Below are 22390 nucleotides of genomic sequence, written 5' to 3' on the forward strand. Positions count from 1 at the left end.
TTCTATTTTTTTGAAGCTTAAAAGTGATACGATAGTTAAAAAGCGAGGAGATGGATTATGGATCGAGGCTCAATAGAATATATAGTAGGTTGCATGGCGACCTATAACGGAGAAAAAGAAATTCAACGTATTCAAACGGGGCATCGGCTCAAGCTTGTTGAATTTTGGAATATACGAAAAGGCGATCGCGTGCTTGAAATCGGCTGTGGCCAAGGTGATACGACTGCGGCATTAGCGTACAAGGTTGGAAATCAAGGATTCGTCCATGGCATCGATATTGCGCAAGCCGACTATGGCGGGCCAATTACGTTGGGAGAAGCACGCAATCAATTATTGGATTCCGATATGGGCGATAGAATGAAGATTGAATTCGGTGTGGACGTTTTATCGGATGAAATTGATTTTCCCCCAATGTCCTTTGACTATATTGTCTTTTCACATTGTGCATTTTATTTAAGGTCGGAGGAAGAGCTTACCGTCATTTTAAGCAAGGTACAAAAATGGGGGAAGCAGCTTTGCTTTGCGGAATGGGATACGCGGATTCAAAGGCTCGAGCAATATCCACATCTCCAAGCTGTTCTCATTCAAGCACATTATGAATGCTTCAAGGAAAGCAGTCTCGCAAATGTGCGGACATTGTTCACACCTGCCGATTGTCTGCGCATTGCAAAGGACGCGGGTTGGACGGTTGCACGGGAGCAAATCATTCAATCGCCGGATTTGCAGGATGGACAATGGGAAGTTGCAATGACTTTAAAGGAATATGAAGGGGAAATCAATCGTCTTGAAGTAGTACCGGATAAATTAAGATCACTGCTTCATTCGGAAGTGGAGTTGTTGAAGGCTGCGAAGGAAAAAGTAGTCATTGAACCATTATCGGTGTTTGCGTTTGTCGCTGAATAAAAAAATACCGGAAGACAAAAGCTTCCGGTATTTCTCATTCATGCTTCAAATCATACCCAACGACCGTCCAAATCCCCGTGTTATCTTGGCGAACCAATCGTTTCAAATAGATTTTGGAAATGGATGATTTGTCACTATTCACTTCAACAACTGCATCCGAATTAGTTTGTTGCAACACTCTCAACTCTTCGTATGCAATTGGATAATCACCAACGATTCCTCCCGGTGAAAGTTGCAGGCTCGCGAAAACTTGTGCAACGAAGACAGGATCCAAATTCCATGGCGAATGCCCAGCATCGACGCTCTTTTGCGTGTTTTCTACAACGGTAAGATCATAAGGCACATCGATTTCGGGAGAGGTATCGCTAATTTTATTTGATTCCGGCAATTCAATTGCCCCACCCGTTAGCTCCTTCGCAAATGATTCAATATCTTTCCATGGGGTATTCCCGACAATACTGAACTCATAGCCATCTTCTTGCCAACGGACAGAGTGGATTGCTTTCATTCCGGCAGATTTTCCCCTGGTTCCAAATAATCCTGCATCTTCCTGTACGGATTGTTGTATTTCCGCAGGTTGGCCATTTACCAATCCGATAATCGACTTATAATCAGGCTTTAATGCCTCGTCTGCTTTCTTTTGAGAAAGGACAATTTCACCGTCATCGGCAAAACGGTAATAGCTCTTCACATTAATTTCTTCCAAACCGACTGCAATATGCTTTAAAGAAGAGCCTGTGGTTTCCTCATTTGGTAGGGTTGGGATGAATCCGGCAATAGCTTTAGCCTCCTGCAAATCGCTTACGATTTTTTCAGGGTTTGTTTGAATTACTTCATAACCTTCTGGCGTAATGAAGGATAGTACTTCTTCCGGTATTACATCCATCATTTCAATTTCGGAGTATTGGACAGTGTATTGTAAGGCGTTTTGCCATGCCGTCTGTTTTTTTAACGGCAAATTCGTTTCATTATCTATCCAAACCTTGTACGGTTCGCCGCCCTTTGGTGAAACTTCAAGGATAGTCGCCGATCTACCTGCAATCATGTCTTCTCCAATGATTTCAGTCGATAGGGCAGCTGTTATGTCATTGATTTCATTGCCAAGTTCAAAGGTGAAAGGATAGGTATCCGGGAAAGTAGGAAGTATGTGGATTTGCTGACTCTCGGGGTTCAACTGCCACTTTTTATCCCCATTATTGACCGTAATGACTCCACTATTGAAGCCCTCGTTTCCTTTCACGTAATAACGCCCTTTTTGATCCGCCCAAACTTCCATTTTTGCTTGGATGGTCGTCTCTCCTTCTTCATTTGTCGATTGTATTTCAATCGATCCATGATACGCCTGCACTTCGCTGAATGCCTTTTCCATTGCCGCTACAATTGAAGTGCGGGTCAACGGGATTAACACTGCAAATACAAGAAGGCAAGCGGCGGCGATACCAATTAAACCGGTAAATAAATTTCGTTTTCTTGATTTCCTTTTCGTTGATGTGCCCAGGGAGTTGGCTAACTTCTCCCAGAAGTCAGACGCGGGCATTTCAGGTTCCTTAAGAGCACGGACAAGCTTGACTGTTGAATAAAGTTCCTTTAATTCCCCACTGTCCCCATGAACATCATCCGGCTTCTTTTCTTCATTCAGTCGGTCGATGAACTCGGATAATCTTTGTTCTTCATCTTTCATTCCTCATACCTCCATTCTCATTCATCTTTTTTAAAATTGATGCAAGCGCCTGTAATGCACGGTGTTGCATGACACGGATATTACCATCGTTTTTATCCATGATTTTTGCGGTTTCCGCAGTCGAATAGCCTTTCAATATTCGTAGTTCGATGACGGTCCTTTGTTCTTCATTCAATTGACCGAGTGCTTTTTCAATAAGAAAACGTTGGTCACTCAAACTGGTTTCATCATCAACCGCCGCTTCTAAAGGTTGAATGGCATCAAGTTCAATTGTTGTGCCCCGTCGTTGCTTCTTTCGCCATGAATCACGAATCAGGTTAAGGGCGATGGTTTTTAAGAAACTCAGATACTTAGCGGATTCTATCCGTCCCTTTCGAAAATAGGGAATCGCTTTGATGTACGTTTCTTGCGTAATTTCTTGGGCCTCCTCCCGATTTTGCACTTTATAGTAGATGAATCGGTAGAGCGGCTCCCATGTAGTGCGGCAAATCTCCTCAATTGGGGTATTGTTTGGACCTAACTCATCGTGTTTCATCGGCATACGTTCACCTCTTCCAAGTTGCTCTATATACTAAAACGACTTTTGTGGTTGAATCGTTACAAGTTAATTTGATTGTGCGAAGAGAAAACGAATCATACAAGTTTAGTGGCATACATATGTAATTCAGCGGAAAAAAGTTGAATGTTCTCTTCCGGAAAATTTATTGATCATTTCCCGAAGTATATCAATCATTTCCTAACATATATCGATCAATTCGAAGAAGTTATTATTCATTTCCCGTCATATATCGATTATTTCCCGGGATATATGGTCACTTCAGGACCTTTGACTCGTCAAGAATGGTCTCAAAAAGATGATATTTTCAAACTTCTATTGGGTAAATGTAGTAAACTGATAAAAATGGGGGTGTTGTGATGAATTCATCTAATAAGGTGTTATCTTTACGTGACGTCACAATGACATATGGGATAAAGACCGTATTGAATGGCGTGAACTTGGAAGTGGAACGGGGACAGATCATAGGCTATATCGGTCCTAACGGTGCCGGGAAAAGTACAACTGTGAAAATCATGCTTGGTTTAATAGAAGATTATAAAGGTCATGTGGAAATCTTTGGGCAGGATATTGCTTCTGGGGACCCATCTTACAAGAAGCGGATTGGTTACGTGCCGGAGCAGGCGGAACTGTACGATAATTTGACGGCTATGGAATATTTGGCATTCACTGGGGAGTTATACGGGCTTGATAGAAAATTCGCCGAGGAGAAAGCGCAGAAGCTTATGGAGGAATTTGAGTTAGGTCATGTGATGCATTCGAGGATTTCTTCCTTCTCAAAAGGGATGAAACAGAAAGTGCTTATCATTTCGAGCCTGCTCCATAATCCGGATCTATTGTTTTTTGATGAACCATTGAGCGGACTTGATGCGAATAGCATGATGGTCATCCGAGAGATGCTTTCACAATTGGCAGCTCAAGGAAAGACGATATTTTATTCCTCACATATCATGGATATCGTCGAGAAGATCAGCAATCGAATTGTGCTGCTTGTCAATGGAGTTGTCGTGGCGGATGGCAGCTTCGAGGAATTGCAGGAGAGAAGTGAAGAAGGATCACTGTCGGGCATCTTCAATCAGCTGACTGGTTTCACGGATCATGCAAGCAGGGCGGAGCGGTTCATCTCGATTGTAGAAGGCGGAGCTAACAATGAATGAGTTCCGTGCGCTTGCACTCCTTTCAAAATTCAAATGGATTTTTGTGAAGATAGGAATTGACTATCGCGCGATGGAAACGATATTGCGCATGAAACTGACAATGGATGGCAGACGGACGCCGACTATTTTCAATGGACAAAAGAAGAAGGAAGGCAATCAATTCCTGAAGTCTTTATGGATCTATGGGCTATACGGATTAATGATTATCCCGTTCATGTTATTCGGGGACGGCCATTATATCTTCCAGATGAGTATCGTATTCGGTATCATGATGTTCATTTTGGCAACGACGATGGTATCCGATTTCTCCACCGTGTTGCTTGATATTCGGGATAAAACGGTATTGCAGACGAAACCCGTAAGCAGCAGGACGATTAATACGGCGAAGATTATCCATATATTGATCTACATGTTTTTCATAACAGGAGCTTTCATCGCAATACCGCTTATTATAGGGTTGTTCAAAAACGGGATTGCATTCACACTTGTCTTTCTTGCAGCATTGATATTAACGATGCTTTTCATAGTTGTTTTCACTTCTCTTATGTATTTTGTAGTCCTACGCTTTTTCGACGGCGAAAGACTGAAGGATATTATTAATTATGTGCAAATCATACTGTCCGTAGGTGTTATCATTGGGTATCAAGTCGTCATTCGTGCATTCAATTTCGCAGACTTAGAATTGATGTATACATTCAACTGGTGGCATGTGTTTTTACCGCCGATGTGGTTCGGAGCTGCCTTCGAATTGTTGTTGAATCAAGACTTTTCAACTACACTCATTCTACTATCGGTGCTTGCTTTGATAATCCCGATCATTTCCATTTATATTTATGTGAAGCTAATGCCTTCATTCGAAAAAAACATGGATAAGTTAATGAGTGAGTCGAAAAGCAGGAAAAGGTCCGGGCGCATGACGGATTTCTGGGCAAGGGTCTGTTGCCGAAATCGGGAAGAGAGGATGTTCTTCCGTTTTGCGTCGTTGATGATGAAACAGGAAAGGAATTTTAAGCTTAGAGTGTATCCATCCCTTGGATTCGCCTTCATCTTCCCATTCATTTTCATTTTTACGGAATTGCAGATGAGAACTCTTGCAGAAATCTCAACCGGTAGCATGTTTTTGCTCATCTATTTCGGGAACATGATGATTCCGACAATCATTCACACGCTTCAGTTTTCCGATAATTATAAAGGAAGTTGGCTATTTAAGGCATCGCCGATCCAGCAACCAACGGCAGCATATAGTGGGACGTTGAAAGCATTTTTCATAAAGTTGTATGTACCGGTTTTCCTGATGCTGTCAATTGCGTTTATTTCCATTTTCTCGATAAGAATTTTACCGGACTTGTTCGCGGTATTATTAGGTGCAATCCTCCATACATTGCTAACATATAAATGGATGAATGCTGATGAATTTCCATTCACGCAAACATTTGAGTTTGCACAATCACAAGGGTCCGCAAAGATGTTTTTGATCAGCCTCGGAGCAGGGCTTTTCGTTATCGCGCATTTAATTGCGAATGCAGTGGTTGGCGGGATTTATGTGTATATCGTGTTATTGCTGATTGCGGTGTTTTTCGGTTGGCGTAAGGTGTTTCCTATGGAGAGTGGGGAAGTTAGATAGAATGCAAAAAGGATGCATGTGGGGTGCATCCTTTTTGCGTTTATGCGTCTTTTTAGTGATTTATGCGTGATTGATAGAGTTTATAAGGTTTTGGGGCGTTATATGCGTGATTGCGGGGATTTATGAGCTTATTGGGGAGTTTTTGCGTTTTTGGATTGATGAAGGCGATTTTAGGCGGCCGTTAAAGATTTCTGAACTGCCTCTTCAAATGGTAATATATAAGCAAGCGCCTGTACGGGTGATTGTCTCGGAAGGAGATGAACAAATGGGGATTCATTTAACTCAAAACAAAATTATGGATTTATGTGGCTCTGTTTCGTTCAAACGGGGCGAAATGTATTCTCGTGCAGGGAAAGTGGTTATTGAACAATGTCATGATGATTATTGCAAAGCGGTTGTGGAGGGGAAGGAAAATTTCCATGTGACAATCAACGTTGAGAACGATGGTGAAATTCGGACGGAATGTAGTTGTCCGACTTTACCTTTTTATAGATACAAATGCCAGCATGTGGCGGCTGTTTTGATTACCATGAATGAACGTGAAGTACCAACTGAAAGTTCATTAACGGAAGGCTTACTTTCCATTTTCGATAGCAAGCCGAGGTCCAGCGGGCATCAGCTTCATTTTGAAGATAGGGAAGTGTTGGACCTAACCTTTACTTTGTCACCGGTTCCGACTAAAAAAGCCTTTATGTTAGGCATTAATTTGCAAGTGGAAGGAGTACCAGTAGAAGATATTCGGCAGTTTTTGGAGGATGTGAATGAAGGACGGGCAAGTTCATTGAATTCTACCTTCACGTTTGACGTTAATCTCCATTGTTTCAAACGGGAAGCGGACGCGGTCTTACAGAGGCTGATTGAGATTAACAATGGGGCATACAATTACCGTGGAGGTACTCCGCGAACGTTGGTCATACCCCCACCCGCTTGGGAAAAGCTTCTTCCGGATTTGAATGAAGCACAGGAAGTTGACTTGGAAATCTACGGCAAGCCGGCAACACGTTTACGTATCCGTGAAACGGGCTTACCAGTCAAATTTCACTTCGGGAAAAGACCGGAGAAGGGACATTTCTTGAAAATTGACGGGTTGGATCATGTTCTTATGCTACAACCTTATAATCTTGTCCTTAGTGATATGCAATTGTTTCGATTATCAGGCGAGGATTGCAAGCGGCTTGCAGATTTGAAACAGATGGTGGAAACGTCGGGAACGCATCGTCTCCCGATTTCCAATGAACAAATTGGCTTTTTCATCGAAAAAGTAGTTCCTGGTTTGCGTAGGATTGGCGAAGTCCAACTCGATGAAACAGTTTTGGACCAGCTTGTGAAATCCCCATTGAATGCAAAACTGTATCTTGACCGAGTGAACAACCGATTGCTTGCGAGCCTTGAATTCCAATACGATCATATGGCCATCAACCCTTTAATTGAAAGGGAATTGCCAGCAAGCTCCGTTTTAGTCCGCGACTTGGAAAAGGAAGAGGAGATCCTACGGATAATGGAGGAAAGCTCATTCGCTCAGACAGATGAGGGTTATTTATTGCATAACGAGGAATTGGAATATGAGTTCCTATACAATGTCCTTCCGAAGCTAGAGAAGCTTGTACGCGTCTATGCGACTACTGCAATTCGGATCCGGATTTTCAGGGGAAGCGCCAAACCACGTATTCGCGTGAAAGCATTTGAAGAAAAAACTAACTGGCTTGAATTCAAATTCAGCATGGATGGCATTCCGGACAAGCAGATTCGCGGGATTCTTGAAGCACTTGAGGAAAAGCGGAAATACTACCGATTACGTAGCGGTGCCCTTCTTTCACTTGAAACGAGGGAGTTTGAAGAGATTCGTCGCTTTATGAATGAAGTACCCGGCGAGTTAGATGAACTGGAAAAGGGTTTGAATATGCCGATTACCAGGGGGCTTCGTTTTCTGGACTCTGTCGGCAACAATGAAATACTTGCTGTTGAGGAATCAGCCCGTCAGTTTCTTGGTCAGCTTTTGCATCCGGAAAATTCCGCGTGGGACATACCATCGTCATTGGAAACTATCTTACGCGATTATCAAAAAAACGGTTTTAAATGGATGAAAACGGTCGCTGAATTCGGGGTCGGTGGTGTGCTTGCGGATGACATGGGGCTCGGAAAAACATTGCAAAGCATTGCGTTCATCGAGTCCGAATTGCCTAAAATCCGGGATGAAAAGCGGCAGGTACTTATCATTTGCCCGTCTTCGCTTGTCTATAACTGGTTGAGTGAGCTAAAGAAGTTTGCGCCGGAAATTGACGCAATCGTGTTGGATGGGAATAAAAAGGAGAGGGCTGAGCGACAAGCTAATGCTCATGACAAAGATGTCCTGATCACCTCCTATCCGTTAATACGACGGGATATTGTATGGTACGAAAAGCAGAAATTCCATACGGTGTTTTTTGACGAAGCGCAAGCGTTTAAAAATCCGTTCACCCAGACTGCAAGAGCGGTTAAGAAGTTACAGGCGACCCATCGGTTTGCGTTGACGGGAACGCCTATCGAAAATTCATTGGAAGAGTTATGGTCAATCTTCCATGTCGTTTTTCCCGAACTGTTCATGGGCTTGCGGGAATTCAGTGAGCTTTCGCGGAAAACGGTCGCACGACGCATCCGTCCATTTTTACTCCGGCGGATGAAAGAGGATGTCCTTGAGGAGTTGCCTGATAAGGTTGAGTCAATCGAGTCGTCGGAATTGCTGCCGGAACAAAAGGAGCTCTACGCTGCTTATTTGGCAAAGCTGCGACATGATACATTAAGGCATTTAGATAAGGATACCTTGCGGAAGAATAAAATTAGGATATTAGCAGGACTAACAAGGTTGCGTCAAATCTGTTGTCATCCCGGTCTTTTCGTCGATGGTTATGAAGGAACCTCCTCGAAATACGAGCAGTTAAAGCAATTGATCGAAGAATCGAAGCGTGCGGGAAGGCGGGTGTTGATCTTCTCGCAGTTCACGAAAATGCTTGGAATCATCGGCAGGGATTTGGCAATGGAAGGGACGCCATTCTTTTATTTAGATGGCTCAACGCCTTCAGAGGAACGACTTGAACTATGCGACCGATTCAACGCGGGTGAGCGTGATCTGTTCTTGATTTCATTGAAAGCAGGCGGAACGGGATTGAACCTTACGGGGGCGGACACCGTCATATTATACGACCTATGGTGGAACCCGGCGGTCGAGGAACAAGCGGCGGACCGTGCACATCGGATCGGCCAGCAGAACGTCGTCCACGTCATCAAACTTGTTGCACGTGGAACAGTTGAGGATAAAATGAATGAGTTGCAAGATAGGAAAAGGGATTTAATAGGTGAAGTCATTGACGCGGAAATGGGTTCGTTACTGACGGAGGAAGATATAAAGGATTTGTTGGAGATTTAGTGCCGCTGTTTAAGTGTTGCCGGAAACGAAGATACTGAAGTTGAGGTGAATTAGTTGAAAGCATTTAAATTTTTGATAGGAACAGTCGCGGTCCTTGCCCTTATTGCATTTGGCGTCTATCATTTTGGCACGAAATTCATTGCAGATGAAGTGATGGGTCAAGTTGCCGCGGAGTTAGAGACGAGTGGTCAGTTGGACAATTTGAAAAAGGAAATCCAAAATAATCCGGAGTTGCGTACGTTCATTGAAGAGGGGAAGAACGCGGATAGCTCTAAGTTGCCTTTCAAAACGAAAGAGGAAGCCACCCGCGTCCTGCTCAAGAAATTCGACCTTGCCGAAATCAATGATATTCAAGTTAAAGTGCGTCAAGGCATGTCGGCATCCGAGCAACAAGAGCTGTTGACTAAGATTCAAAGCAAGCTGACGGAAGAAGAGATGCTTGCATTGAAAGCGTTGGCGTACAAAGAGTTGTTTAAATGAAAAACCGCTTCAGTCGTAGGTGACTGGAGCGGTTTTTCGCTGTGAAAGTTGCTTGCAATAATTTTATTGATCATTTCCCGGAAGATATCGATCATTTCCCAAGGGTTATCGATCATTTCAGACGAGTTATCGATTATTTCCCGATAGTTATCGATCATTTCCCAGGAGTTATTGTCATTTTGTTACCTTTGGCCCCTTCGAATCATGGAGCTCTCTAATCACTTTAAGGTTTGCTATATAGAATCTTCCCCTTTTTTCCCCTTCAAAGGGAATTCTGAGTTGCCCTAATAGCCGTTTCACTTTTTGGATGTTGTCCAGACGTAAAAAATGCCGGCATTCTTTATTGGAAATACGATAACCAATCAACATAAAGTAATCCACTATCGCTTGAACATGGGCTATCTCATCAACATGACCGCATTGTTGACAGCCCCATCCGTTGTATATTGAAGTCATTCCTTGAAAGCCACATTGGACACAACAAACTCCCGAAATAAGTTCAGACGGCTGAATTCCATATCTTGATGCCAAAGGAAAAGGATCATACTCGCGATGGGCACTATGCAGCATATTCGCGATTTTCTTGAGAGGAAGCGAACTGGTAACATTGTGAAATGAATGAAGTCTACGAAGAAAAATAGGGATTTCAAAGGGGAAGAGAAGCTGCAAATCTTTACGATGGTTCACAAATTGCTGTTGCGGCCGGGGGAAAACCGCTGCATGATGAATGGAAATGGAAAGCTGATGTGCATGAAACCAATCTTCAAGGAGCATTTTATTTCGCTCCAGTTGAACGGACGGACATTCAAATGCGTCGACTTGTCCATTCTCAAGGGTACGCGTCAGTTGATTATATTCTTCACGGAAATTGATCTGGCCAGCAATATTTTTCATTTCCAAGATTACGGCGCCTTGCTGACAGGGGAAAAGCGTGTCGATTTGGAATTTCCCAGTAGATTGGAGATTCAAATCGTGAAAGATGTAATGCTCGAAAGGGAACTGATATTTATTGAAAACATCTGCCAGTATTCTCTCACCGTTATCACCAGCCCTGGTTATCCTTAGTTCATTCTCAATATCTGCATATCGAGCATGACTCTTTGGCAACCGTCGCAATAATGCTTCTAACCCAACCGCTTTTAATGAACTTATTTTTTCCTTTATGATCAATCAAACTTCTCCTCCTTTAAAACCACTCTATCACACTAATTAGATAACTTCATTGATTTCGAAACATATAGTTAATTAATCCATCTCCCTTTATAATTAGCTTAAGGAATATGAGGAGGAACACAATGTTAACAACTGAACAACTACAATCAATTGCAAACTTGCAAAAAGAATGCGAAACAAACGACGGGAATTTATTGAAATTAAACTGGGATATGCTTCGCCAACGTGAAGATCAAGCGATGGATTTCTTTCATTACGTGGATGGCGAGCTCGTTGCGTATTTGGCCCTTTACGGCTTTGGCTCAACCGTTGAAATCTGCGGTATGGTGAAGCCCGCCCATCGAAACCAGAACCACTTTACAAATTTATGGCATCAAGCGCTGCTGGTCATCAAAGAAAAAGGATATAAAAAGATCCTTTTGAATGCACCTTCCACTTCCCAGTCTGCAAAAGAGTGGCTTGAGAAACAGCCATGTACCTACGACTTTTCTGAGTACCAAATGGTGTGGAAACGGCAGTCTTTGGAAGAAGGCAGTGGCGTCCTATTAAGGCAATCTACCGAGGAAGATGTCCCGTTTGAAATCGAATTGGATGTGTTAGGCTTCGGCATGTCGTTGGAAGATGCCACCATTCATCAACAAGAAGTGAAAAATTATCCGAATGACGCGCATTTCATTATTGAAGCAGATGGCAAAAGGCTCGGCAAGATACGAGTGAGCAGAAATGATGGCGAATCCTATATTTATGGATTTGTCATTCATCCCGACTTTCAAGGAAAGGGATACGGTCGCAAAGCCCTGCAAGCGGTCGTCCATTTGGAACAACCTTCTGGCAACCCGATTAGACTTGAAGTAGAAGCGAAAAATCGCAATGCCCTCCGCCTCTATGAGTCAATCGGATTCCAAACAGTACAAGGTCAGGATTATTATCTTTGGGATGAATAAATAAAAAAATGGGCTGTCAAGAACAGTCAGTTTTTACTGACCTTCAAGACAGCCCCATTCTTTATTTACCCTACCACAACCTCACTCATCAACCCATGCATATTATCCTCGGTATCCCTAAAAAACACCATCCACGTTTCGGTTTGTCCTATCTTCGCGACCATATGCGGTTCATCGATGAAAACAACCCCTTTTTCCCTGTAGTTTTCATACGCCTGTTGAATGTTCTCCACGTGAAAGTACAGGACGGAGCTTGCGTGTGCGAATTCCTCTTTTTCAGGTAGGCTGACGAGTAAGCGTACGCCGTCGCAATCAAAGAATGCCATCGTATCCGTGTTGAATAATAGTTGCAAACCTAATTGGTCTTTATAAAATGCTGTTGCCCGTTCGATATCTTTTGCCGGTACCCCAATTTGCCCAATTTTCGTAATTGTTCCCATAAAAAAACCTCTCCCCTTTTGTCTGTTTATTTCATCATACACGATTGCCATTGGGCTTTGCATCACTTTTTTAGACAATTGGGAAGAGTTTTATCAAATTGAGGCTTATTCAGGCAATGTTTCGGGACGGATGAACCGTGAGATGTAGCCGTGTTTTGGTGACCCGATAAAGCTGATTAAAAAGATAATCCCGGTAGCAAATGCCATGGACCCTGATATCGATGTATCGATCCAGACGGCGATATAATACCCACCTATTGCGGATGTGATACCGAACAGGGCACTCAGACCTAACATGACAGACAGTCGGTCAGTCCATAGATAGGCTGCTGATGCCGGTGTGATGAGCATAGCCACCACCATGATGGCGCCGACTGCATCAAATGAAGCGACGGTCGTAATTGACACAAGTGTCATGAATACATAATGCATGAGCAGGACAGGAATGCCGAGGCTTGCCGCTAATGCGGCATCGAATGTTGTAATTTTCCACTCCTTATAGAAGGCAAAGATCATAATGAGCACAATCGCAAATACAATAAGCAAGATGAATGTAGCTTGAGGAATTTCACCAAGCAACGGGACACCCATTGTATGCCATGGAACGAATGTGATTTCTCCCATTAAAGCATGCTGCACATCTAAATGGACATTACCTGTCTTCGTTGCAATTAAAATAACGCCAATTGCAAACAGTGTTGTGAACACAACACCGATAGAGGCGTCTTGCTGGACGCCGAGTGAATGGAGCCATTGTACTAAAACGGCTGTCAGCAAACCTGCAATGATTGCGCCAATCAGCATAGGCATGCCGTTTAACTCTCGAGTGATTAAATAAGCGGATACGATTCCTAACAGGACTGTATGACTGATGGCATCGGCCATCATCGCCATCTTTCTAAGAATGAGGAAGACGCCAATGATCCCACAAGAGAGCCCGACTAATGAGGCGGTAAGTAAAATCCAACCTTCGTAACTCAATTTATTCGCCCTCCTTCACAGTTTGGCGAGAAATGGAATGAATCCCCACATTATGATGTTTCCGTTGCATCCTTAGTTGGATTGCACGAACCAACAATCCGCGTTGTGCTCCGAACACAAGCGAAATGGTGAAGATGGTAGCGGAAGCGATGACGATAAATGGTCCAGTCGGCAACCCTTTGCCCATTGTACTGATTAGCGTTCCAATCATGCCGGATCCCCCGCCGAAAATGGCTGAAAGGAACAGCATCTGCTTGAATGAATGGGTCCAGTAATGAGCGCTGACAGCTGGAATGATCATTAATGCCGCCATTAAAATAACACCAACCGCTTGGATGCCAATGACGATGACAAGCACGAGCATCGTTAGATAGACGCCATTCATAAGCGAAGTTGAAAGTCCGAGGCCCTTTGCAAAGTTTGCGTCGAACAAGAAAAGCTTCCATTCCTTGTATGCGATAATGATGACCGAAATGACGATAATAGCGACAATCAGCATTGTATAGACATCTGTTCGAACCATTGATGCCGCCTGACCGAAAATGAAACTATCGAGACCGGCTTGATTGCCACCGCCAGTGCGGCTGACGACCGTCATAAGCATGACGCCGAGCCCAAAGAAAACGGATAGGATAATTCCCATCGCAGCATCTTCCTTCACCCGGCTGGACGAGCGGATCCAGTGGATAAAACATGCACCAAGGAATGAACTGACAGCAGCTCCTAAAATCATAAAAGGTAAATTTTTGTACCCGATAATGGAGAAAGCGATCACGACACCCGGCAATGCAGCGTGTGATAATGCATCACTCATCAGGCTTTGTCGCTTCCAATAGGCCAGACAGCCAATCATTCCGGAAGCTGTCCCTAATATCAATGTGCTGAGCAGAACCCACTGCGCGTTAGGAGATAAAAATACATCTAACATAGTGATCAGGCCTCCTTCATCCAGCGTAATGTCCCGCCGTATGTTCTTTGTACATTCTCCTTTGTGAAGATATCCTTCGTTTTCCCATATCCAACAATGGTTTTATTCAAAAGCATGACATGGTCGAAGTAATCTTCCACCGTCAATAAATCATGATGGACCACCATTACCGTCTTGCCGGCGGATTTTAAATGCTTCAATGTTGTCATGATGGCCGTTTCAGTAGCTGCGTCTACGCCGACGAGCGGCTCATCCATGAAATAGAGATCTGCATTTTGGACAAGCGCTCGTGCCAAGAATACCCGCTGTTGCTGACCTCCTGATAATTGGCTGATTTGTCGATCGGCATAATCCGCCATTCCCATTTGAGCGAGCGATTCCATCGCGAGTTCTTTGTCCTGCTTGGATGGCCATTTAAACCATCCGACTTTACCGTAAAGCCCCATTAGTACGACATCCAAAGCGTTTGTAGGAAAATCCCAATCAACTGATCCTCTTTGGGGAACGTACCCGACTCTTGATTTTGTCTTAGCAAGAGTCGAATCGAAAAACGACACGTTTCCAGACAATGATGGGTGTAATCCAAGTATCACTTTTATCAAAGTGGACTTCCCAGCGCCGTTAGGTCCAACGATACCCGTCAAGGACCCAGGTTGAACGTCAAAATTCACGTCATAAAGCACTTTGTTTTTCCTATAAGATGCGGAAAGGTTTTCAACCTTAAGTACAGACATTTAGTTCCCCTCCCCTAAGAGTGCATCGTGTATTGTATTCACGTTATGCTTATACATTCCGATATACGTTCCTTCTGTAGTACCAGCATCTCCCATTGCGTCAGAAAACAGTTCGCCGCCTAACTTCACATCCAGCCCTTGTTTTCCAGCTCCTTCAATCACAGCTTTTATCGAGCTTTGGTTAATACTGCTTTCCACAAATACTGCAGGAATCTTATACTCCGTCAGTATGGCAATCGTATCATCGATATCGGAAATTCCAATTTCATCTTCCGTACTTAACCCTTGTAAACCGACCACTTCAATATCGAAAGCGCGCCCGAAATAACCGAATGCGTCATGGGCTGTAACCAATACACGCTTTTCTTTAGGAATTTGGCTGAGTTTATCTTTTGATTCCGCAAGAAGTGCATCAAGTTCTTTAAAATAGGATTCCTTGTTCGCATTAAATTCATCTGCATGTTCTGGAGCAAATTTCATTAATTCATCTGTTGCAGTCCCGAGAGCGATTTTCCACAAATCAATGTCAAACCAGACATGCGGGTCAACTGCTCCATTCTCGTCTTTTAGTAGACTTTCTTGTGCAATGGAATCAGCAATACCGATCGCAGGCTTTTTGCTGCTAATACTAGCAAATACTTCTCCCATATTCCCTTCAAGGTTTAGACCACTATAGAAGACAATATCACTGTTCTCCAATTTCTTGATATCTCCTTGTGTCGCTCTGTATAAATGAGGGTCAACACCTGCCCCCATTAAGCTTTCCACTGTAACGTGATCGCCGCCAATAATGGATATCGGCTCAGCAATTTGTGCAATCGTCGTGACAATTTTGATTTTGCCATCTGAGCTGCTATCATCCGTCTTCCCTTTGGAACATGCCCCCAATACTAAAAGGGATGATAACAACAACCCTGCTAAAATTACGCTTAATCTTTTTTTTCTCAATTCAATTTCCTCCTAATTAATAATCATTGAATAAAGTTTCCCTTGTGCAACATTTTGCTTAAAAAAATGAAGTCCTACTTTTAAAAGGAAATTAGCCTACCATTTCCAATCAAAATGGTCTCTCATAGAGATAGTATTCACAAACGTCTAATATGTTGCTATACAAATTCAGTGACAGGATGACTTTTTTCTAATTCACATCCTTGAAACTCCTTTCCCCGGTCAAATAAGTTTCCTCAAGGAAACTATTTCTAAGTTAAAAGTAATTCAAGAGGCTACATTTGTCAATAGCCTTATTTCAAAAAATCTAAAAGTCCGTTTGCAAATTACGTCAAAAGTCTGAGAAAGAATCCGTCTGAAGCATGTTATTAGGGTTGGGAAAACTTGTTAAGCTAAGTACCGATGGCAAGGAAAGGGGTATGGTCGTGAAAGTATTGGAGTTCATCGTTCGGAAGAAGGTTTTGGTCGGTTTATTGTCGGTGCTTGTTGTAGCTTTGGGGAGCTTTGCGGTTTTTAAACTGGATAAGGAGATTATGCCGTCGGTGGGGATGGATGGGGCGGTTGTCTACATCGATGCGGGAGATATGGCTGCGACGGATATGGAGCGGTTCATCACTTCACCTTTGGAGCAACGGCTCGCAGGAATTGAAGGTGTTGAGGAGATTCAATCGACGACGGCAGTAGGGAGTAGCACTTTCAATATAACGATTGCCCGTGGGCAAAGCGAAAAGGTTATGAAATATATTGAGACTGCGGTGAATGAAACAAAAGCAGGCCATCCGGAAATAAGGGAAGCCGCAGCCTATCAATTTGGCGTCCGTCCGGGCTATGAGTTTTTCATGGATCTGTCGGGCGATGATCTTCAAGCAATGACTGCGTTTGCCAAGGATGTGCTTGAACCGCGGCTTGAAAGTTTAAAGGAAGTTCAAGATGTTAATCTATCTGGAGTGGCGGAGCAGGAAGTGTCTATTGCTTTCAATCGGGAAGAAATGAAAAAACGTGGATTGGATATTTCGCAAGTAGCAGGGTTCATCGCACAGGCGAATTCGGAAGCAACACTTGGCGAACTGCAGGATGGCAGCGATGCATCACTTCTACGCTGGAATTCGAAGTTTGCAGATATCGACGACGTGAAGCGTATCGAAATTCCGACGGCGGAAGGGTTCATTCAACTGAAGGAGATTGCGGACGTTTCACTAACGCCTCGGGAAAGTTCGTCTTTCGTATGGAAAAACGATACGAAGGAATTGGTGTTCATTCAGGTAGGTAGGGCTGCGAATATTACGCAGATCGACATGGCGAAGGCCGTCCGTGCTGAAATTCAAAAAATGCGTGACGAAGGACTTGTGAAGGGCTTTACGTTGAATGAAATGGTGGCGCAAGCAGATTTCGTGCAAGAATCGATCGATGGGGTCGTCGTCAATATTCTGATTGGTAGTGTCGTGGCGATTGCGATTTTGCTTTTATTCCTAAGAAATGTCCGTGCGACGCTTATCATAGCGGTGTCCATTCCGACATCGGTGTTGCTGACCTTTTTAACGGTATATGTGCTTGGATACAGTCTCAATATGCTGACGCTTATCGGGCTTGGACTCGGGATCGGAATGATGGTGGATTCGTCGATCGTCATTTTGGAATCGATTTATCGACAGCGGGAGCTTGGGATCTCGAAGTTTGAGGCAGTTCTTGCAGGTACGAAGGAAGTTGCGGGTGCCGTGTTTGCATCCATGCTGACGACAATCGTTGTATTCTTGCCAATCGGTTTTATCGGCGGGGGATTGGGTGAGTTCATGATCATCCTTGCGATTGTTGTTGCGCTTACATTGATAAGCTCGGTGCTTGTAGCATTCACGCTCATTCCTGTCCTTTCGGAGAATTTTCTTCGGTATCGGGGCAGCATGGATCGCCGAAAAGAGAGCCGTTTTAGTAAAGGATACAATGCGATTGTGTCATGGATTGTTGCGAAAAGGCGCCGTTGTGTACTTGTCATCGCACTCTTTTTCGGACTTTTCGCAGGTTCGCTTCTCCTTGTGAATAAAATACCGATGACCGTTATGCCGGACATTTTTAATCGATACAGTGAACTCGTTGTCGTGGTGGAAACAGGAGTGGAGCCCGCTGAAAAAGAGCGGATTGCGCGATTGATGAACGACAGGTTGGCGGGAATTGAAGATGTCGAATCAAGTTATGTGTTGGATAACGGGGGCAGTGAAATGTTTGTCATCGTCAATATGACGAAAGATGAGAAAGTCGTTCACGAGCAGAAGGAAGTGAATGAACAGATTTTACGGTCGCTCCGTGAATTCCAGGAAACGGAGCCGATACGAACTGTGCAACTTGCTCTGTCCGAAGTTAGCGGTGCGCCAGTACAAGTGATGATCAAAGGGGAAGACTTTGGTCAATTGCAGGCAATTGCGGAGGATTTCATGGGGCAACTTGGCAAAGTTGAAGGAATTGTCGGGATCACAAACTCGATGGAGCGCACATCCGAGGAAAAGAGGATTGTGTTAAACGAGAAGGCGATTGCGGATGCAGGTTTATCGCAACTACACGTGAAGCAGTTCATTGAACAGGCTTTCATTGAAATGCCTATTGGACAAATGGCATTGGACGGCGAAAATGTGCCGCTCATCGTAAGCTGGAATGAAAAAACGGATTCAAGTCATACACTTTTCAATTTGGAAATCGCGACGATGGAAGGCGACAAAAAACTATCGGAGTTTCTTCACTTGGAAGCTGTTCGCACACCTAACGAAATCACGCATAGTGGCGGGGACCGATTCATCATGGTTTCAGCGGATATTGAAGGTAGAGATTTAGGTGCGATCAATCGCGACGTGCAAAAAGTCATTAGCGAATTCAATGCACCGACCGGTTATTCAATCGATGTAGCCGGCGATATCGAACAGCAACAGCAGCTCATGATGGAAATGCTGTTTGTGTTAGGGATTGCGCTTTTCCTCGTCTACTTTGTAATGGCGGTACAGTTCAATCATTTAGGGCATCCGCTCATTGTCATGTCCGTCATTCCGATGGCAGTAATCGGCGTCATTATCGGATTGTTCGTGACGCAAATGGAATTGAATCTATTGTCCGGGATGGGAATCATCATGCTCATTGGCATTGTGTTGAATAATGCAATCCTATTGATTGACCGCACGAATCAGCTTCGTAGGGCTGGAATGTCGATGGAAGCAGCTTTGGTTGAAGCGGGCAGGAACCGGATTCGCCCGATTTTCATGACGACATTGACGACGGTTGGCGGAATGGTGCCGCTTGCTCTTGCTTCTGGTGCATCGGGCAATTACCAGGCCCCGCTCGCAACTGTGTTGATTTCCGGATTGCTGTTTGCGACGTTCATTACATTGCTATTGATCCCATCGGTGTATCGACTGTTTACACGAAATGAGAAAGTGATTGAGGCGGAGAAAAGTCGCGGTAGGAAGCGGTTAGTAGGAAGGGTGGTTGACCCGCTGACGCAATTAAATAGTAAGTGAACCCGAACGCGGTTTCCATGGTAATTTCATGGAACCGTGTTTTGGCATTTATACGCGAAGCCAAGTACAATGAGGAATAGGGTAGGTGGTTTTCGTATGAATGAAAAAGAGTATGACAAACTTCTTCAAATAAAAACGGCTGGGACACTTGAATTGTTAAGCCAGTCTCCTCATTATAATCGCTACGAAGCAACACCATATGAAGCACTCGATACGCTTTTCAACGAGTATAAGTTAGGGCGGGATGATGGTTTTGTCGATTTCGGATGTGGCAAGGCGCGCGTTTCATTTTATGTCCATCATCATTTTTCTTCATCGGTGGCTGGGATTGAGATGAATGGACAGCTCTATCAGGACGCGATTGTGAACTTAGCAAGCTACCGGCGAAAAGCAAAGCATGCAGGCGGAGCGATACGTTTTGAACGTTGCTTGGCGGAGGAATATCAAATTGATGCATCGGAAAACCGGTTCTATTTCTTTAATCCGTTCTCAATACAGGTATTCATGAAGGTAGTCTGGAATATTCTTTGGTCCGCAGAATCAGAACAACGCTTGGTTGATATCATCCTTTATTATCCAACGGCTGAATATGTGCAATTCATGGACAACCATACGCAGTTTGAACTGTGGAAGGAAATTAAAGTTGACCAGTTGTATGATAAAAATGAAAATGAACGGTTTTTGATCTATCGAATGGGCGGGTGAAGTGGAGATCCGGGGTTATCGGTCAATGTCACAAGTTTATCGGTCACTCTCCGCTGGTTATCGGTCAAATTCCGCGAGTTATCGGTCACTTTCACAAAGTTATCGTCGTTTTGTGACCTTTCACCTATAACGAACTCACAGCAAAGTAAGTTTCCTAATTGGCCAAAGGCATTTGGCGAGGCTCGACCTGTCCGCGGGCAACATAAATTACCGCGGGAAAGTGAATATCCAGTCGCGCCTAATGCTCTTAACCAACCAATCACAACAAATGCATCGCGGCTTCCGCTTCATCCCATGGGACCGGATAGCCCTTGCCTTTCGCACAGAAAATTGACGTCGACGTGTATTCTGGATCAGCGTCTTTATTGTAGCCGATTGCCTCAATCACTTCAGATGCATTGTGGCACTCATCATAACCGCCGAACTGCAATGTGAGCGCACCCTTTCCGTTTGTGTATGACGCAAAAACCGTGCTGTAATTCATGAATGTGGCGACAGGGACGCGGCCTATCACGACAGTTTTTCCACCGATTGTTTCGGGCGCCCCAAAAGTTCCGAAAGCTTGCTGGATATCTGAAAGTACACGTCCAATATGATCCATCTCGACTTTGATCTTAAAATCATAATACGGCTCCAACAAAACATTCTCCGCCTTCTCCAGTCCTTGCCGCAATGCACGGAATGTCGCTTCTCTGAAATCGCCGCCGGATGTATGCTCGTTATGACCTCTACCTGTTAGCAAGGTGATTTTCACGTCGGTCAATGCGGACCCTGTCAATAAACCATGATGTGGGCATTCGAAAATATGTGTACGCACAAGGTTTTGATTGCCGATGGATAAGTCATTGGCGTGACAGACATTGTCAAAGGAAATTCCGCTGTCCCGTTCCGCCGGTTCAATTTTTAAATGAACTTCAGCGTAATGCTTTAGAGGTTCAAAATGACCATACCCAATTACAGCAGACCCAACCGTTTCTTTATAAAGGATTTTAGGATCACCGAAAGATACATCGAAATGAAAGCGTTCGTTGACAATCTGCTTCAATACTTCGAGTTGGATGACGCCCATTACATGGACATGGATTTCTTGGACTTGTTCATTCCAGACGACATGTAGCGAAGGGTCTTCCGCATCTAAAATTTTGAAGCAGCGGAGCATTTCTTTCACGTTGATCGCTGGATTGAAAATGACTTTTGACGTCAATGTCGGGATGAGGTCAAATCCTGCTTTTCCAGTCAGAGCACCAATCGGATCCCCAGCACCGGCTTCCGTCAATCCGGTCACCGCAATGATTTCTCCAGCGTGTGCTGCATCGATCGCCTTGAATTTATTCCCGTTGTACTGTCTAATCTGTGTGATCTTCTCCACTTTTTCCCCATAGGCAATCTCATCCCGAACTTGTATTACTCCATCGATTACCTTCAAAAACGTCACGCGCTGTCCGTTTTCGTCGTGCCTGACCTTATAGACACGCGCCGCGAAATCGCCTACATCTGAATAATACGTAGCGGTGAGTTGGTCGAACCCACGAAGAAATCCAAGAACACCAATATCTTTTAACGCAGAGCCGTGACCATATGCAAAGACATCGCGCCTACTGATCATCCGCCTTAAAGCGTCCAGCCAAATCGCTTCATCATAACCGGTATCCATATACCGCTCTAACAATGCCTCATCACGCTCCGCGATGAATTCAATAAGTTCCTCCGATATACCGCCGTTAGCCAACTCTGCCAAATCAAAAATGTCATCCGTTAGACTACCCCTTATTTCATCTATAACAGTTCCCAAGTCGACGCCTTCCCGGTCGGTTTTATTCAAAAAGAAGAAAGTCGGAACACCGTGTTTTTTCAATAACTGCCAAACAGTTTCCGTATGACCCTCCACACCATCCGCGGCGCTTATGATGATAATGGCGAAATCCATCACTTGGATGGCCCTTTCCATTTCGGGTGAAAAGTCTACGTGTCCCGGCGTGTCGATAATCGTATAGTGTGAGTCATTGAAAGTGAAGGTTGCCTGATCCGCAAAGACGGTAATCCCGCGATTCTTCTCGATATCATGGCTATCCATGAAGGCATCACGATGATCGACGCGCCCTCTTTGGCGAATGCTATTCGTATGGAAGAGCAGTTGCTCGGAAAAAGTGGTTTTACCCGCATCGACATGGGCAACGATTCCAATTGTTTTGTACATAGTACACCTCGATCTTGAAAAAATCGCACCCCTTAAAGG

The 22390-nt window shown here is 44.1% G+C and carries 18 protein-coding genes; 9 read left to right on the forward strand and 9 right to left on the reverse strand.

Annotation, left to right across the window (positions count from 1 at the left end):
- Positions 1–57: 57 nt before the first annotated feature.
- Positions 58–903 carry a methyltransferase domain-containing protein gene (locus tag ACFPZG_RS00460; protein WP_317940457.1) on the forward strand — a complete coding sequence of 282 codons (846 nt, stop codon included), beginning with the start codon at positions 58–60 and terminating at the stop codon, positions 901–903.
- 34 nt (positions 904–937) lie between these two features.
- Here ACFPZG_RS00460 and ACFPZG_RS00465 read toward each other — a convergent pair whose 3' ends face one another.
- Both ACFPZG_RS00465 and ACFPZG_RS00470 read right to left on the reverse strand, forming a co-directional pair.
- Positions 938–2584, reverse strand: a complete 1647-nt coding sequence (locus tag ACFPZG_RS00465) for a LolA family protein (protein ID WP_317940458.1) — start codon at positions 2582–2584, stop codon at positions 938–940.
- Complete coding sequence (locus ACFPZG_RS00470; RefSeq protein WP_283733500.1) at positions 2574–3125, reverse strand: RNA polymerase sigma factor; 552 nt, start codon at positions 3123–3125, stop codon at positions 2574–2576. Before ACFPZG_RS00470 ends, ACFPZG_RS00465 begins: the two co-directional genes overlap by 11 nt.
- A gap of 141 nt (positions 3126–3266) precedes the next feature.
- On the opposite strand from ACFPZG_RS00470, the gene ACFPZG_RS00475 reads away from it, so the two are divergent.
- The 5 genes from ACFPZG_RS00475 (at position 3267) to ACFPZG_RS00495 (ending at position 9804) form a co-directional block, all read left to right on the forward strand.
- A complete protein-coding gene (locus ACFPZG_RS00475; protein ID WP_317940459.1) occupies positions 3267–3500 on the forward strand; it encodes a hypothetical protein in 234 nt (77 codons plus the stop codon).
- The gene (locus ACFPZG_RS00480; RefSeq protein ID WP_283733502.1) at positions 3500–4297 is read left to right on the forward strand and encodes an ABC transporter ATP-binding protein; all 798 of its coding nucleotides are present in this window, start codon (positions 3500–3502) and stop codon (positions 4295–4297) included. The genes ACFPZG_RS00475 and ACFPZG_RS00480 overlap by 1 nt, the downstream gene beginning before the upstream one ends.
- Positions 4290–5921, forward strand: a complete 1632-nt coding sequence (locus tag ACFPZG_RS00485; protein WP_317940460.1) for a hypothetical protein — start codon at positions 4290–4292, stop codon at positions 5919–5921. The genes ACFPZG_RS00480 and ACFPZG_RS00485 overlap by 8 nt, the downstream gene beginning before the upstream one ends.
- Before the next feature lie 265 nt (positions 5922–6186).
- On the forward strand, positions 6187–9324 hold the full coding sequence (locus tag ACFPZG_RS00490; RefSeq protein ID WP_317940563.1) for a DEAD/DEAH box helicase: 3138 nt from the start codon (positions 6187–6189) through the stop codon (positions 9322–9324).
- A gap of 54 nt (positions 9325–9378) precedes the next feature.
- Complete coding sequence (locus tag ACFPZG_RS00495) at positions 9379–9804, forward strand: hypothetical protein (protein ID WP_283733505.1); 426 nt, start codon at positions 9379–9381, stop codon at positions 9802–9804.
- Between the two features lie 174 nt (positions 9805–9978).
- On the opposite strand, the gene ACFPZG_RS00500 is transcribed toward ACFPZG_RS00495, so the two are convergent.
- On the reverse strand, positions 9979–10974 hold the full coding sequence (locus ACFPZG_RS00500; RefSeq protein ID WP_317940461.1) for an NERD domain-containing protein: 996 nt from the start codon (positions 10972–10974) through the stop codon (positions 9979–9981).
- Between the two features lie 125 nt (positions 10975–11099).
- Here ACFPZG_RS00500 and ACFPZG_RS00505 point away from each other — a divergent pair, with 125 nt between their 5' ends.
- The gene (locus ACFPZG_RS00505) at positions 11100–11921 is read left to right on the forward strand and encodes a GNAT family N-acetyltransferase (RefSeq protein ID WP_283733508.1); all 822 of its coding nucleotides are present in this window, start codon (positions 11100–11102) and stop codon (positions 11919–11921) included.
- Between the two features lie 65 nt (positions 11922–11986).
- On the opposite strand, the gene ACFPZG_RS00510 is transcribed toward ACFPZG_RS00505, so the two are convergent.
- From ACFPZG_RS00510 to ACFPZG_RS00530, 5 genes are all read right to left on the reverse strand, one after another.
- Complete coding sequence (locus tag ACFPZG_RS00510) at positions 11987–12361, reverse strand: VOC family protein (protein ID WP_283733509.1); 375 nt, start codon at positions 12359–12361, stop codon at positions 11987–11989.
- 105 nt (positions 12362–12466) lie between these two features.
- The gene (locus ACFPZG_RS00515) at positions 12467–13342 is read right to left on the reverse strand and encodes a metal ABC transporter permease (RefSeq protein WP_317940462.1); all 876 of its coding nucleotides are present in this window, start codon (positions 13340–13342) and stop codon (positions 12467–12469) included.
- Between the two features lies 1 nt (position 13343).
- On the reverse strand, positions 13344–14270 hold the full coding sequence (locus ACFPZG_RS00520) for a metal ABC transporter permease (RefSeq protein ID WP_283733510.1): 927 nt from the start codon (positions 14268–14270) through the stop codon (positions 13344–13346).
- Positions 14271–14275: 5 nt separating this feature from the next.
- A complete protein-coding gene (locus ACFPZG_RS00525; RefSeq protein ID WP_317940463.1) occupies positions 14276–15004 on the reverse strand; it encodes a metal ABC transporter ATP-binding protein in 729 nt (242 codons plus the stop codon).
- On the reverse strand, positions 15005–15952 hold the full coding sequence (locus tag ACFPZG_RS00530) for a metal ABC transporter solute-binding protein, Zn/Mn family (RefSeq protein ID WP_317940464.1): 948 nt from the start codon (positions 15950–15952) through the stop codon (positions 15005–15007). It abuts the gene before it with no gap.
- A gap of 362 nt (positions 15953–16314) precedes the next feature.
- Between ACFPZG_RS00530 and ACFPZG_RS00535 the strand changes: the two genes are divergently transcribed.
- Positions 16315–19449 carry an efflux RND transporter permease subunit gene (locus ACFPZG_RS00535; RefSeq protein WP_381426364.1) on the forward strand — a complete coding sequence of 1045 codons (3135 nt, stop codon included), beginning with the start codon at positions 16315–16317 and terminating at the stop codon, positions 19447–19449.
- 96 nt (positions 19450–19545) lie between these two features.
- Positions 19546–20154, forward strand: a complete 609-nt coding sequence (locus ACFPZG_RS00540; protein ID WP_283733511.1) for an SAM-dependent methyltransferase — start codon at positions 19546–19548, stop codon at positions 20152–20154.
- Between the two features lie 259 nt (positions 20155–20413).
- Here ACFPZG_RS00540 and ACFPZG_RS00545 read toward each other — a convergent pair whose 3' ends face one another.
- Complete coding sequence (locus ACFPZG_RS00545) at positions 20414–22351, reverse strand: translation factor GTPase family protein (protein WP_317940466.1); 1938 nt, start codon at positions 22349–22351, stop codon at positions 20414–20416.
- Positions 22352–22390: the final 39 nt, after the last annotated feature.

This window comes from Sporosarcina thermotolerans (genome assembly GCF_042658975.1).
Taxonomy (GTDB): Bacteria; Bacillota; Bacilli; order Bacillales_A; family Planococcaceae; genus Sporosarcina; species Sporosarcina thermotolerans.